The sequence below is a fragment of the Massilia sp. Masssp93 genome (assembly GCF_059491295.1).
The window spans coordinates 1,963,321-1,976,514 of sequence record NZ_CP168502.1; the positions used below are offsets into that span (position 1 = coordinate 1,963,321).

The window sequence follows — 13,194 nt, forward strand, 5'->3', positions numbered from 1 at the left end:
TCCTTTTTTTTCAACGCCGATCGGCCGCGGCATCCGTCCACGTGAAACGCACGCCGTCGCTGCCGTCCGGCAGCGGCCCCGGGCTGTCCGCGCGGACGGCATGCGTGGCCGGATCGACGCGCAGGAAGCGGTTCGTCGCCAGCGACATCAGCACGAGTTCACCCGTCGGCGTCTCGATCCACTGGAAGCTTTCCGCCTGCCCCGGCCGGCCCTTGCGCAGGCCCACGCCGCCTTTCGCGTCGACGCTGACCCATGCCGCGCCGGAGCGCAGCGCGACGCGGCCCAGGCCCATGTCCTTGACGGCGAGCGGCGCGGCCCCGCCGTGCCCGGGCACGAACGCGTCGCCCGTCTTCCAGCCGGCGAGCCGGATCTCGCGGCCGTAGGGAATCGCGCGCATCAGGCCGTGCGGGTCCGGCTGGTAGACGTCGATGCTGTCGAAGTCGGCGTGCCCGCCCGCTGTGCCGGTCTGGTTGTAGTCGAAGAGGGCGTAGCGCACGCCCTGGAACGTCGTCAGCTGGAACACCATCCTGAACGGCTCGCCGATCGGCGCGAACGTCTTCCCGTCCGTCGACCAGCTGAAGCGCGCCTGCTCCGTGAGGAAGTCGCAGTCGGCGCGCAGCATCACGCGCGCCGCGCCCGCGGGCAGCGGCACGCGCACGGTGCGGTCGCGCGCCTGGTCGTACAGCGCCACCTGCAGGCCCGCGGCCGTTTTTTCGACGCCCAGCGTCGCATACGGGAGGTTCAGCAGGGCCAGGCCGGCGACGTCGCCGTCGGCGAGGCCGGCCGCATCCAGCGTCACCGTGGGCGACGAGCGGGGGCCGATGGCGCGCTGGGTCAGGCTGTTGCGGGCCTGCCAGAACGACGTGGCGGGCAGCGCGTGCAGGCGCAGGAAGCCGGGCCGCTCCGTCAGCGACCACTTGCCGTCGACGGGGACGTGATTCCACTGCCAGACGGGTTGCAGGGCCGGACCCGAAAAGTCGTCGCTGCGCGCATACGGGACGGCAATGGGGGAGGGCGCCGCCGTCTTCGGCTTGACCCAGGTGCGCGGATTGCGTCCCAGGTTGCCGGGCAGGCCGAAGTAAGGCCAGCCGTCCTTCCAGGTGACCGGCGCGAGGCTCAGCAAACGGCCGACCGAATTGAAGTCCTGCATCGAGAAGCCCCACCATTCGCCGGCCGGCGTCAGCACGATGCCGCCCTGGTGCAGAGAATCGGCGTTACGCGCCGACGGGTCGGGCGGCACGAGCGTGGCCGGCATCCTGTTGTCCTTGAGGCGGTAGCCCTGGGCCATGCCGTAATCCTCGTCCTTGCTGATCGCCCGGTTCACTTCGTACGGACCGTCCACCTTGTCCGCGCGCGCGGCCGGCATGCGGAAGCCCCCGGCATAGTTGGCGCTCAGGATGTAGTACTTGCCCTTGATCTTGTAGAAGTGCGCGCCTTCGCCCATGCCGGCGTCCTGGGTGAACAGGATCTTTTCCGTGCCGGGCACGATGTCCGTCAGGTCGTCCGTCAGCTTGGCGACGTGCATGCGCTGGTGGTCCCACACGACCCATGCCGTGCCGTCGTCGTCGAACAGGACGGAGAGGTCGTGCAGGCCGCGCTTCATTTCGCGCCGGGTCCAGGGCCCGCGCGGATCGGTGGCGGAAAAGACCTGCGTGGCGCGGCCGTTCACGTTGCTGAAGATGTAGAACGTGCCGTTCCGGTAGCGCAGGCTGGGCGCCCAGATGCCCTGGCCGTAGATGTTCTTGCCGTCCTCCAGCCGGTAGGCGGGGCCGAAGTCCAGCTTGTCGACGGCATAGCCCAGGAATTCCCAGTTCACGAGGTCGCGCGAGCGCAGGATGGGCAGGCCGGGCATCGCGTGCATCGTCGTGCCGGTCAAATAGAACCAGTCGCCCACGCGGATCAGGTCGGGGTCGGAGAACTCGTCGTAGAACAGCGGATTCGTGAAGGTGCCGTTGCCGTTGTCGGCCGTCCAGGTGGCGGTCGACAGCCCGGTGGCGGGGCGGGGCACCTCCTGCGCGCGCACGTGCATGCAGGCGACGGCGGCGCAGACGGCGAGGGCCGCCGCGGCGAGGCGCGGCGGGCGGGGGCGGTGTGGGGTCATGTGAGGTCCGGTGGCGTACAGGTCATCCGGCAATGTAGGGCATGCCGGCAAGCGTTGTCAAAGCCGCGGCGGCGCGCCGGCGGGCGCCGGGGGCGAGGTCACCGCTATATATAAGCCATTGTTATTGCAGGAATTTTCCCTGCAGCTCGAAGCGGGCGCCGCGGACCCGACCCGAAATATCCGATAATTTGCAACTAACCGACGATTGCGATACCGAACCCGATATCGGTCGCCAGGAAAAAATCATCGCAGGGACCGGTACGCCGGGCTGTTTTTTTCGCCTTCATGGCTGTCGATCATCCGGATCTTGCCCCGGCGGCCGTCACAGGCAGCGTGCCCGCCTGCGCTTGTGTTTAGTCTGGGGCCGGTGCATACTCGAAGGCTCTTCCGTACCCCGGGGGCGCTGCCCGCCCTTTCCGACAGCACAGCATGAAATCCAACGGCCTGTCCCTGCATCACCCCTTCGCGTTCTGGGCCGGCACGGCCGCCATCGTCGCCGGCGTGCTGGCGCACATCCCGATGTTCGTGTGCGCCTCGCACATGGGGTACCGGATGGTCGGCATGAAAATGGACGCCCTGATGCTGGCGGGGATGGCCCTGATCCCGCTCGGACTGTTGTTGGCGGCCTACGGCGTGATGCCCCGCATGGCGCGGCTGCGCGCGGGCACCCGCGCGCGCGGCGGCCTGCATTTCCACATCGCCGACGGCATCCCGCTGAACCGCCAGCACTGGTATCTCGTCGCCGTGCTCGTGGTCGCGCTGACGATCGACGTGATGAAGCCGGCCACGCTCGGTTTCGTCATGCCGGGCATGACCCGCGAATACGATCTCGCCAAGCAGTCGGCCGGCATGCTGGCCTTCGTCGCGCTGACCGGGACGACGGTCGGTTCCGTCGCCTGGGGTCTCGTCGCCGACCGCTTCGGCCGGCGCGCGACGATCCTGCTGTCCGCCCTGATGTTCATCGGCACCGCCATCTGCGGCGCGATGCCGTCGTTTAACTGGAACCTGGCCATGTGCTTCCTGATGGGCGCGTCGGCCGGCGGCCTGCTCCCGATCACGTTCACGCTGATGGCCGAGATGATCCCGGCCGCGCACCGCGGCTGGCTGCTCGTCGCGCTGGGCGGCCTCGGGAACTCGGCCGGCTACCTCGTCGCCGCGTGGTCCGCCAGCCTGCTGGAACCGGTCTACGGCTGGCGCGTGCTGTGGCTATTGGGCCTGCCGACGGGCGCCATCATCATCCTGCTCAGCCGCCTGCTGCCGGAATCGCCGCGCTTCCTCGCGACCAACGGCCTGCCCGACCAGGCGCGCGCCGTGCTGGCGAAATTCGCGGGCGTCGTCGACGCGGACGGGGAGGGCGGGACGGACGGCGGGGCCGAGGCCGACCGTCCGTCGTCCGGCATGCGCGCGCTGCTGCAGGGCGGCTACGGCCCGCTGACGATCGGCATGGGCGTGGCCGGCATCGCCTGGGGCCTGGCCAACTTCGGCTTTCTCCTGTGGCTGCCGACGAACCTGCGCGCGATGGGCATGGACGCCGCCACGGCCACGAGCCTCCTCGCCAAATCGGCATTTCTCGCGCTGCCAGGCACGCTCGTCGTGATCTGGCTGTACCACCGCTGGAGCACGATCAACACTCTCGTGACCTTCATCGGCCTGTCGTGCGCGAGCCTGCTGGGCTTCTTCCTGCTCGGCCATTTCGGCGTGGCGTCGACGGCCGCGATGGTCGTCGCGACGGTCGCGCTGCTGGTCTCGGCCAGCGGCGTGATCGCCACCCTGATCCCGTACGCGTCCGAAATCTACCCGGTGCACCTGCGCGCCACCGGGTCCGGCGTCATCGCGGCCGGCTCCAAGCTGGGCGGCATCCTTGGCGCCGGCTTCGGCGTCGTGGGCCTGTTCGGCAACGTGTCGCTGGCCGCGCTCGTGATCGCGGCCCCGATGGCCGTCGCGGCGCTGCTGCTGGCGAAAAACGGCATCGATACGCGCGGCCGCCGGCTGGAAGAGATCCAGGGGCTGATCGGGGAGCCGGCCGCGCTGGGCTGAACGCCGCGCTGCCGGTCGTGTGGCGTAGTGCCGGACGGATCGCCCTGATCGAACAGGCCGCCAGAGGCCGGCCGTGTCCGCGCTGCGGTTGTGGTCGCGTGCACCGCTGCGGCCAGGCGAGCGGCCTGCAGCGCTTTCGGTGCCTCGGGTGCGGACGCAGCTATAACGCGCTGACCGGCACGCCGCTCGCCCGTCTGCGCAAGAAAGAGTGCTGGCTACCGTTCCTGCAATCCATCCTCGAATCGCGCACGGTGCGCGACGCCGCGCGGGTGACCGGAGTGCACCGGACGACCAGTTTCAGGTGGCGCCACCGGTTCGTGCCCGGCGCGATGCGCGACCGTCCGCCGATGTTGGCGGCCATCGTCGAGGCGGACGAGACCTATCGACTCGAATCGCAGAAGGGCTCGCGCAACCTGACGCGGCGGCCGAGAAAGCGCGGCGGCGTGGCCAGCCGGCGCGGGATCAATCGCGAATACGACTGCCTGCTCATCGCGCGCGACCGCAACGGGCAGACGCTGGACTTTCATACGGGACGCGGACAAGTGACGGCCGCGCAATTGCATGCGTGCCTCAAGCCGGTCTTGCCGGCCGACGTATTGCTGATCAGCGACGGGGCCGCGGCGTATCGTCGTTTCGCCGTGCAAGCGGGCATCACGCACGAAGCGGTGAACGTGAAGGCCGGCGTGCGGGCGCGCGGCGCGATCCACATCCAGAACGTCAACAGCTGGCACAGCCGTTTCAAGAGCTGGCTGGTGCGGTTCCGCGGCGTCGCGAGCCGCTACCTCATCAATTATTCGGGCTGGCAACGGCTGCTGGATGCGCGGCGGCTGACGACGCCCGCGCATTTGCTGTGCGCTGCGGTCCGGTTCGGCTAAGGGCGGCTGCGCTCGGTTACCGAAATATCGCGAACACAGCCATTTTTTTTACTAAATGGAAATTTTAAAGGCCACGACACAGCATCATCGGATGTCATGTATTTATTGTTTCCTTGAGGATGCAATAAATACATGCCGCCTTCGCGGCCGTGTTACCTTACTTACAACAGAGAACATCATGGGCTTACAACAACGCCTCGAGCATCTGCTGCTCTGGCATAAATTCGCGATCCTGAGCGTGGTCGGCATCGTCGTCGCCGCCATCCCGGCCACGCTCTATCTGGAAGAGACCGGCAAGGCGCTGGACGCGATGCAGCTCGAAGCCCAGGCGCGCAGGCCGGTGGCCACGATCCTCGCCGCGATCCAGACGACCCAGCAGCATCGCGGCCTGGCGGCACTGGTGGTCGGCGGCGTCGCGGAATCGGTCCCGAAGCGCGAAGCGAAGCAGCGCGAGGTGGACGGCAACTACGCGGCCATGGCGGCGATCGTCGCCGGCCTCCACGATCCGCGCCTCGACCAGGCGTGGACGGACGCGAACCGGGACTGGGAAGCGTTGCGCGGGCGCGTGGTCGCGCGCACGATCTCGGTGCCCGAGAGCTATGAGGGGCACACGGCCCTGGTGCCCAAGCTGCTCGAGGTCGAGGACCAGGTGGCCGACCACTACGGCCTGGACCTGGACCCGGACGTCGATTCCTACCAGCTGATCCAGGCGATTTATTACCAGCTGCCTTACCTGTCGGAGGAACTCGGCAAGATGCGGGCCAAGGGCGCCGGCATGCTGGCCACGAAGAGCGCCAGCGCGGAAGACCGGTTGGCCCTGTCCGCGATCGTCGCGCGGGTCGCCGACCGGCTGCACCAGACCAGCCGCCAGTTCGACAAGGCCGCGCGCGCCAATCCGGCCCTGGCCGCGCCGCTGGAAGGTCCGATGCGGCACGTGCGCGAGCAGGCGCAGCAGACCATGCAACTGGCCATGGAGCAGATCGTGAAGGCGGACCAGCTCACTTTCTCCGGGCCGGAGTACGTCAGGCTGACCACGGCCGCCATCGATGCCCAGTACGCGTTCGCGGACAAGGCCTCGGAGCAGTTCAACGGACTGCTCGACGCCAGGATTTCCGCCCTCCGCCGCACCCGTCTGGGCATGCTGGCCGCCGTCGCCGCCCTGTTCGCGTTCGGCGGCCTGATGCTTTACGTGATCGCGCGCTCCGTGACGCAGCCGCTGAACAATGCCGTCGAGATCGCGGAACGGGTCGCCGCCGGCGATCTGACGGCGGCCTTCGCCACCGAGGGGCGCAATGAAACCGCGCGGCTGCTGGCTTCCCTCGGGCGCATGAACGACAACCTGCGCAAGATCGTGCGCGAGGTCCGGGTCAGCGTCGACACCATCGGCGCCACGACCGGCGACATCGCAAATGGCAACGCGGACCTGTCGGCGCGCACCGAATCGCAGGCATCGAGCCTGGAAGAGACGGCGGCGTCGATGGAAGAGATCACGGCCACCGTCCGGCAGAACGCCGAGAATGCCGCCCAGGCCAACCAGGTAGCGCGCCAGGCCTCGGCCGTGGCCGAGCGCGGCGGCCAGGTGGTGACCGACGTGGTGGCGACGATGGCAGCGATCAACGCCAGCGCGCGCAGGATCGTCGACATCATCGGCGTCATCGACGGTATCGCCTTCCAGACCAATATTCTTGCGCTGAATGCCGCCGTCGAGGCGGCGCGCGCGGGAGAGCAGGGCCGCGGCTTCGCGGTGGTGGCCGGCGAAGTGCGCAGCCTGGCCCAGCGCAGCGCGGCGGCGGCCAAGGAGATCAAGCAGCTCATCGACGAAAGCGTCGAGCGCGTCGAGACGGGCAACCGCCTGGTGATCCAGGCCGGCGCGTCGATGGACGATATCCTGTCCAGCGTGCAGCGCGTGTCCGGCATCGTGTCGGAGATCGTCGTCGCGTCGCGTGAGCAGGCGGCGGGCATCCACCAGGTCAACGACGCCATTACGAACCTGGACGACACCACCCAGCAGAACGCCGCTCTGGTGGAGCAAGCGGCGGCGGCGGCCGCGAGTCTGGATGAGCAGGCGCGCAACCTGGCCCGTACCGTGAGCGTTTTCCATACCGGCGACGATCGGGAGGTGCAAGGCCAGGGCGCGGCGCTGCGGCGGCCGGCGCCTGTCGTCAGGCTGGCGGCCTGAAAAAAAAAAGGCCGGGCATCGGCCCGGCCAGGAAATGACGGCCTGGGTCTCAGGCCGCGTGGTGACTGGCGCTCGTGTCGTTCGCAGCCGGCGCGCCCTTGACGCTGCCGCTGCCCGCATCCATGCCGTCGTCGTGGTGGAACGGCGCGAACCACGTCGCGAGGAACGACGGGATCGTCGCGATCATGACGGCGACGAAGTAGCTGACGTAGCCCAGGTATTCCTGCAGCACGCCGCTGATCGTGCCCGTGACCAGCATGCACAAGCCCATCAGGCCCGTGCCGAAGGCGTAGTGCGTCGTCGTGTACTTGCCCGGCGCGAGCTGCTGCATCAGGTAGATCATGTAGCCGACGGAGCCGAAGCCGAAGAAGAACTTCTCGACGATGACGCCGGCCGCGATCGTCCACGCGTCGGAGGGCAGGGCGATGCTCATCGCCAGGAACGTCAGGTTGGGAATGTTGACGGCGCAGCACAGGATGAACAGCGTGCGTTTCAGGCCGCGCTTCGCGACGAACATCCCGCCCAGCAGGGAGCCGACGAGCACCGCGATCAGGCCCCAGGTGCCGTAGATGATGCCCAGGCTCTCGTTGGACAGGCCGAGTCCTCCCTTCGCGGGTGAATCGACCATGAAGAAGGGCCCGATCTTTTCCAGCATGCCGATGCTGAAGCGGAATAGGAACGCGAAGGCGACCATCTTCCACACGTCGCGTTTCTGGAAGAAGGTGACGAACGAATCCCACAGGATGCCGGCCGCGCCGCGCACGCTGGTCGGCGTGTTTTCCGCGCGCGCGCCGTCGGGCATCACGCGCGCATGCCAGGCGGCCATCACGAGGATGATGGCGGCGACGATGAAGAAGATCACGCGCCACGCGTCCATCCAGTCCGGCCCGAACACCTTCGGGTCATGGTGGAACACCTCCGTGTGCAGGCGTCCGCTCAGGTAGACGAGGAAGCCGGACGCCACGATCGGCCCGACGTTCCACGACAGGCTTTGCACGCCGCAGTACAGGGCCTGCGTGCGCGTGTCGAGCGACGTGACGTAGACGCCGTCGCTGGCGATGTCCTGCGTCGCGCCGATGAACGACATGACGACGAACATGGACAGCATCAGCACCATCCAGTTCGGCATGCTCATCGCCAGCCCGACGCCGGCGAAGCCCAGCGCGATGAGCACCTGCATCAGCAGCACGAAGAATTTCTTCGTCCGGTACATCTCGACGAACGGCGCGAACAGCGGTTTCGCCGTGTAGGCGAAGATCAGGACGCTCGAATACGCGGCGGCGCGCGCATTGTCCATGCCGATGTTCTTGAACATGATGGCGGTCACGCTCGTCAGCATGACGTAGCCCATCGCCATCGTGAAGTACCCGGTGGGTACCCACAGCAGCGGGTGGCGGATGCGGTCAGGCGTGCGCATGATGGGCCGTCGTGACGGAGTCGATCGGGGCGCGCTGCGCCGCGGCGCGGGCGTCGACGAGCTGCTGGTCCAGCATCGCGGCGGCGCCGGCCAGGGCAGGGTAGGGCGCGTGGATCACGTACACGGGGATCTGCCTGCAGAAGTCGGTGAAGCGGCCCTTGTTCTCGAAGCGGGCGCGGAACGACGACTTGGCGAAGAACCCGGCCAGGCGCGGCACGACGCCGCCGCCGATGTAGATGCCGCCGCGCGCGCACAAGGTCACGGCCACGTTCGCGGCCATCGTGCCGAGCGCGCCGCAGAAGATGTCCAGCACTTCGGCGCACAGCGCATCGCCCGCCAGGCCGCGCTCGACGACCTGCGCCGGTTCGAGGGCATCGCCTTCGATGCCGTCGATGGCGCACAGCGCCTCGTGGATCGTCGCCAGGCCCGGACCCGAGATCAGGCGTTCGGCCGACACGTGGTCCCACTTGGTCCAGCAGTACGCGAGCACCGCCTGTTCGCGCGCGTTGGACGGCGAAAAGGCGACGTGGCCGCCTTCGCTGGGCAGTACGGTCCAGCGGCCGCCGGCCGGGATCACGCCGCCGACGCCGAGACCGGTGCCCGCGCCCACGAGGCCGATCACGGCGTCGGGGCTGACGCGGGTGCCGCCGACCTGTTCGAGGTCCGCGTCCGCGAGGCCGGGCACCGACATCGACAGCGCGGCGAAGTCGTTCACGACGAGCAGCGTGTCGAGGCCGAGGTCGCGGCGCGCGGCGTCGATCGAGAACTGCCAGTGGTGGTTGGTCATCTTGACGAAATCGCCTTCGACCGGATTCGCGATCGCGATCACGGCGTGGCGCACTTCGCGCGCGGCGCCGGGGTGGCGCGCCAGGTAGGCGCGCACGGCGTCGGTGAACGTCGGGTGGGCGGCGCAGGCCAGCGTCGCGATTTCCTCGATGCGGCCGGGGCCGCGCTGCAATGCGAAGCGGGCGTTGGTGCCGCCGATGTCGGCCAGCAGGCGGGCGCCGCCGAAAAGCACATCATCCATGGTGTCCCTCATGTCTTGCTCTGTCTCCTGTTGTTCTTGTCCGCGGCAGGTCAGGCCGCGCGCAGCGCAGCGCGCTGGCCGGCGATGAAATCGCGGTACCAGAGCGCGCTCGCCTTGGGCGTGCGCTGCTGCGTGGCGTAGTCGACGTAGACGATGCCGAAGCGCTTGGCATAGCCGGAATTCCATTCAAAATTATCCATCAGGCTCCACAGGAAGTAACCGCGCACGTCGACGCCCTGGTCCATCGCGGCCTTGAGGGCCTCGAGGTGGGTGCGGACGTAGTCCAGGCGCTGGGTGTCGTTGACCTGGCCGCCCTCGATCGCGTCGACCGAGGCCATGCCGTTTTCCGTAATGTACACCGGCGGCAGGTCGGGGTACTCCTGTTTCAGCTGCACGAGCAGGTCCGTCAGGCCCTGCGGATAGATTTCCCATCCCATGTCGGTGAAGCCCATGCCGCCTTCGGGCTTCTTCGGCGGGACGTCCGCGCTCATCACTTCGCGGCGGTAGTAGTTCACGCCGAGGAAGTCGAGCGGCTGGGCGATGACGTCGAAGTCGCCCGCGTGCACGGTGGGCGCGTCGGCGCCGTGCGCTTCCAGCGACAGGGCCGGATAGCGGCGCTTGAAGATCGGGTCCATGAACCACTCGATGGAATTGGCCCATTCGAGCGCGGCGAGGCGGCGGTCCGCTTCGGTGTCGGTGGCCGGTTCGGCGGTCCACTGGTTCAGCACGATGCCCAGTTGCGCGCTCGGATTCACGGCGCGCATCGCCTGCATGGCCAGGCCGTGCGACAGCAGCAGGTGGTGCGACACCTGGATCGCCTGTTTCTTGTCCGCGACGCCGGGCGCGAACTGGCCGTTGCCGTAGCCGAGGTTCGCCGTGCACCACGGCTCGTTGTGCGTGGCGATGCTGGCCACGCGGTTGCCGTAGCGGCGCGCCACCTCGGCCGCGTAGTCGGCGAAGCGGTGCGCCGTGTCGCGCGACATCCAGCCGCCGTCATCCTGCAGGCCCTGCGGCAGGTCCCAGTGGTACAGCGTGATGTGCGCGGCGATGCCTTTTTCGTCCAGCGCGTCCAGCAGGCGTGTGTAGAAATCGAAACCCGCCTCGTTCCACGCGCCCTTGCCGGTCGGCTGCACGCGGCTCCACGCCATCGAGAAGCGGTAGGCGCCCACGCCCAGCGACGCCATCAGGGCGACGTCTTCGCGATAGCGGTGGTAGTGGTCGCAGGCCACGTCGCCGTTGCTGCCGTCGATGATGTTGGCGGCGTCGTGCGAGAACGTATCCCAGATCGAAGGGCCCTTGCCGTCGGCGTCAAAGGCGCCTTCGATCTGGAAGGCGCTGGTGGCGACGCCCCACGTGAAGTTGGAAGGAAAGCGGATGGAGTCGGTCATGATGCTTCGGTTGGTCGTTGTAGGTTGAAACTTCTGAAATCGATTTCATCGTACATGCGCCATTGCCCGGGTGTCAAATAGATTTTTTCCCTGCAAGCCGCCAGCCACATGTCAAACCGGCATGTCCTGGTGTATATTCACGAGCTTCGCGGCAATTGCCGTGTCGAAGAACCAGGCCGAAACGCATGAAAAAGGATTCCAGCAGCCCGCAGATGGTTACCGTCCACGAGGTCGCCCGTGTGGCGGGCGTGTCGGCGGCGACGGTGTCGCGCTTCCTGAACGGCACCGCCAAGGTGTCGGAGGAAAAGCGCCAGGCCATCGAAAGCGTCATCGAAAAGCTCAATTACAAGCCGAACGTGCTGGCGCAGAACCTCAAGACGGGCAGTTCGCGCACCATCGGCGTGTTGACGCAGTCGCTCGTGTCGGGCTATTTCGCCGACGCGATGGCGGGCATCGACGAAGCGCTGCAGGGGACGGGCTACGCGCCGCTGATCGTCTCGGGCCACTGGCATGCGGACGAGGAGGCCGAGCGCATCGAACTGCTGATCGCGCGCCGCGTGGACGGCCTCGTGATCCTGAGCGGCAAGCTGAAGGATGCGCAGATCCTGAAACTGTCGCAGCGCGTGCCCATCGTCGCCTTCGGCCGCGACCTGAGCGCGCCGCGCGCGTACGGCTTCTGCCTCGATAACTACTGGGGCGCCTGCGAGGCGGTGGGCCACCTGATCGCGCAGGGCCACCGCAACATCGCGTTCATCACGGGTCCGTCCGACCACCAGGATGCGCTGGCCCGCCTGGCCGGCTACCGCGACACGCTGGCCAAGCACGGCATCAAGGAACAGCAGCAGCTGATCGTGGGCGGCGACTTCCAGGAATCGGGCGGCCTGCTGGCGGTCGAGCGCCTGCTCGAATCGAAGCAGCGCTTTTCCGCGATCTTCTGCGCCAACGACCTGACGGCGTACGGCGCACGCCTGGCGCTGTACCGGCGCGGCATCCGCGTCCCGGAAGACATCTCCGTGATCGGCTTCGACGACCTGCACAGCTCCATGTACACGACGCCGCCGCTGACCACCGTGCGCCAGCCGCTGTTCGACGTCGGCAAGTGCCTGGGCCGCGCCATCGTCAAGATGATCGGGCACGAGACGCTCGACATCGAGGTGCCGCAGCTGAACCTCGTCGTGCGCGAGTCCGTCAAGCAGATCGACTGATCGACAATTCGGGGTCGACAATTCGGGGTCGACAATTCGGGGTCGACAATTCGGGGTCAGAGCCCGGTTTTTGGAAATTTACCAAAATCGGGCTCTGACCCCGGTTCATTGCTGACCCCGGTTCATTGGCTCCGGTTTCAGGCAGCGAAGCCGCCGTCCACCGCCAGGTCCGCACCCGTCACGAAGCCCGCTTCGGGGCTGGCCAGCCACGCCACCAGCGACGCGATCTCCTGCGGCCGGCCGTGGCGCGGCAATGCCATGAAGGCGTGCAGCGACTTGCCGAAGTCGGTGTCGGCCGGGTTCATGTCCGTGTCGACGGGGCCCGGCAGCACGTTGTTGACGGTGATGCCGCGCGGGCCGAGGTCGCGCGCGAGGCCTTTCACGAGGCCCGTCAGCGCCGATTTGCTCATCGCATAGACGGCGGCGCCGGCGAACGGCACGCGCAGCGCGTTCGTGCTGCCGATGTTGATGACGCGCCCGCCCTCGCCCAGGTGGCGCACGGCCGCCTGCGTGGCGGCGAACACGGCGCGCAGGTTGACGGCGACCGTCTTGTCGAAATCCGCGAGCGAAAATTCCGTCACGTGGCCGCCGAGGAACACGCCCGCATTGTTGACGAGGATGTCCAGCCGGCCGAACCTGGCGACGGCCGCGTCGATCGCCGCCGTCAGCGCCTGCGCGTCGGCCACGTCGGCGCGCAGGGCCAGGGCGCGGCCGCCGGCGGCCTCGATGCGGCCGGCGAGCTCTTGCGCGGCGGCGTCCGACGATTGATACGTGAACGCGACGGCCGCGCCGTCCCGCGCCAGGCGCTCGACGATGGCGGCGCCGATGCCGCGCGAACCGCCGGTGACGAAAGCGACTTTGTGTTCGAAATGCGTGGTTGCCATGCTGTTCTCCATTCGGTTGGGGTGGTTGATGGATGCAGTATCATTCCAACTCCCGGTTCAAACTAGCCGGCCAGAACGCAT

At 67.8% G+C, this 13,194-nt stretch carries 9 protein-coding genes; 4 read left to right on the top strand and 5 right to left on the bottom strand.

Annotation, left to right across the window (positions count from 1 at the left end; translation table 11 throughout):
* Positions 1-10: 10 nt before the first annotated feature.
* Positions 11-2,101, bottom strand: coding sequence for a family 43 glycosylhydrolase (locus ACEN9Q_RS08205; RefSeq protein WP_495627997.1), 2,091 nt, complete (start codon positions 2,099-2,101; stop codon positions 11-13).
* 429 nt (positions 2,102-2,530) lie between these two features.
* Here ACEN9Q_RS08205 and ACEN9Q_RS08210 point away from each other — a divergent pair, with 429 nt between their 5' ends.
* The 3 genes from ACEN9Q_RS08210 (at position 2,531) to ACEN9Q_RS08220 (ending at position 7,192) form a co-directional block, all read left to right on the top strand.
* Positions 2,531-4,138 carry an MFS transporter gene (locus tag ACEN9Q_RS08210; protein WP_495627998.1) on the top strand — a complete coding sequence of 536 codons (1,608 nt, stop codon included), beginning with the start codon at positions 2,531-2,533 and terminating at the stop codon, positions 4,136-4,138.
* Positions 4,139-4,146: 8 nt separating this feature from the next.
* Positions 4,147-5,013: an IS1595 family transposase gene (locus tag ACEN9Q_RS08215; RefSeq protein ID WP_495628928.1), complete on the top strand. Its 867-nt coding sequence runs from the start codon at positions 4,147-4,149 to the stop codon at positions 5,011-5,013.
* Positions 5,014-5,191: 178 nt separating this feature from the next.
* Positions 5,192-7,192: a methyl-accepting chemotaxis protein gene (locus ACEN9Q_RS08220; protein ID WP_495627999.1), complete on the top strand. Its 2,001-nt coding sequence runs from the start codon at positions 5,192-5,194 to the stop codon at positions 7,190-7,192.
* A 49-nt stretch (positions 7,193-7,241) separates the two neighbouring features.
* On the opposite strand, the gene ACEN9Q_RS08225 is transcribed toward ACEN9Q_RS08220, so the two are convergent.
* Genes ACEN9Q_RS08225 through ACEN9Q_RS08235 form a run of 3 tightly spaced genes read right to left on the bottom strand, consistent with a single transcriptional unit; the run spans position 7,242 to position 11,024 of the window.
* Positions 7,242-8,609 (bottom strand): MFS transporter, encoded by a 1,368-nt coding sequence (locus ACEN9Q_RS08225; RefSeq protein WP_495628000.1) that lies wholly within the window; start codon positions 8,607-8,609, stop codon positions 7,242-7,244.
* Complete coding sequence (locus ACEN9Q_RS08230) at positions 8,596-9,636, bottom strand: glucokinase (protein WP_495628001.1); 1,041 nt, start codon at positions 9,634-9,636, stop codon at positions 8,596-8,598. The genes ACEN9Q_RS08225 and ACEN9Q_RS08230 overlap by 14 nt, the downstream gene beginning before the upstream one ends.
* 50 nt (positions 9,637-9,686) lie before the next feature.
* The gene (locus ACEN9Q_RS08235; RefSeq protein ID WP_495628002.1) at positions 9,687-11,024 is read right to left on the bottom strand and encodes a GH1 family beta-glucosidase; all 1,338 of its coding nucleotides are present in this window, start codon (positions 11,022-11,024) and stop codon (positions 9,687-9,689) included.
* Between the two features lie 185 nt (positions 11,025-11,209).
* On the opposite strand from ACEN9Q_RS08235, the gene ACEN9Q_RS08240 reads away from it, so the two are divergent.
* A complete protein-coding gene (locus ACEN9Q_RS08240) occupies positions 11,210-12,229 on the top strand; it encodes a LacI family DNA-binding transcriptional regulator (RefSeq protein WP_056445308.1) in 1,020 nt (339 codons plus the stop codon).
* Between the two features lie 137 nt (positions 12,230-12,366).
* Here the strand turns inward: ACEN9Q_RS08240 and ACEN9Q_RS08245 are convergent, their stop codons facing one another.
* Entirely contained in the window at positions 12,367-13,113 is a 747-nt protein-coding gene (locus tag ACEN9Q_RS08245; protein WP_495628003.1) for an SDR family oxidoreductase, read from the bottom strand.
* Positions 13,114-13,194: the final 81 nt, after the last annotated feature.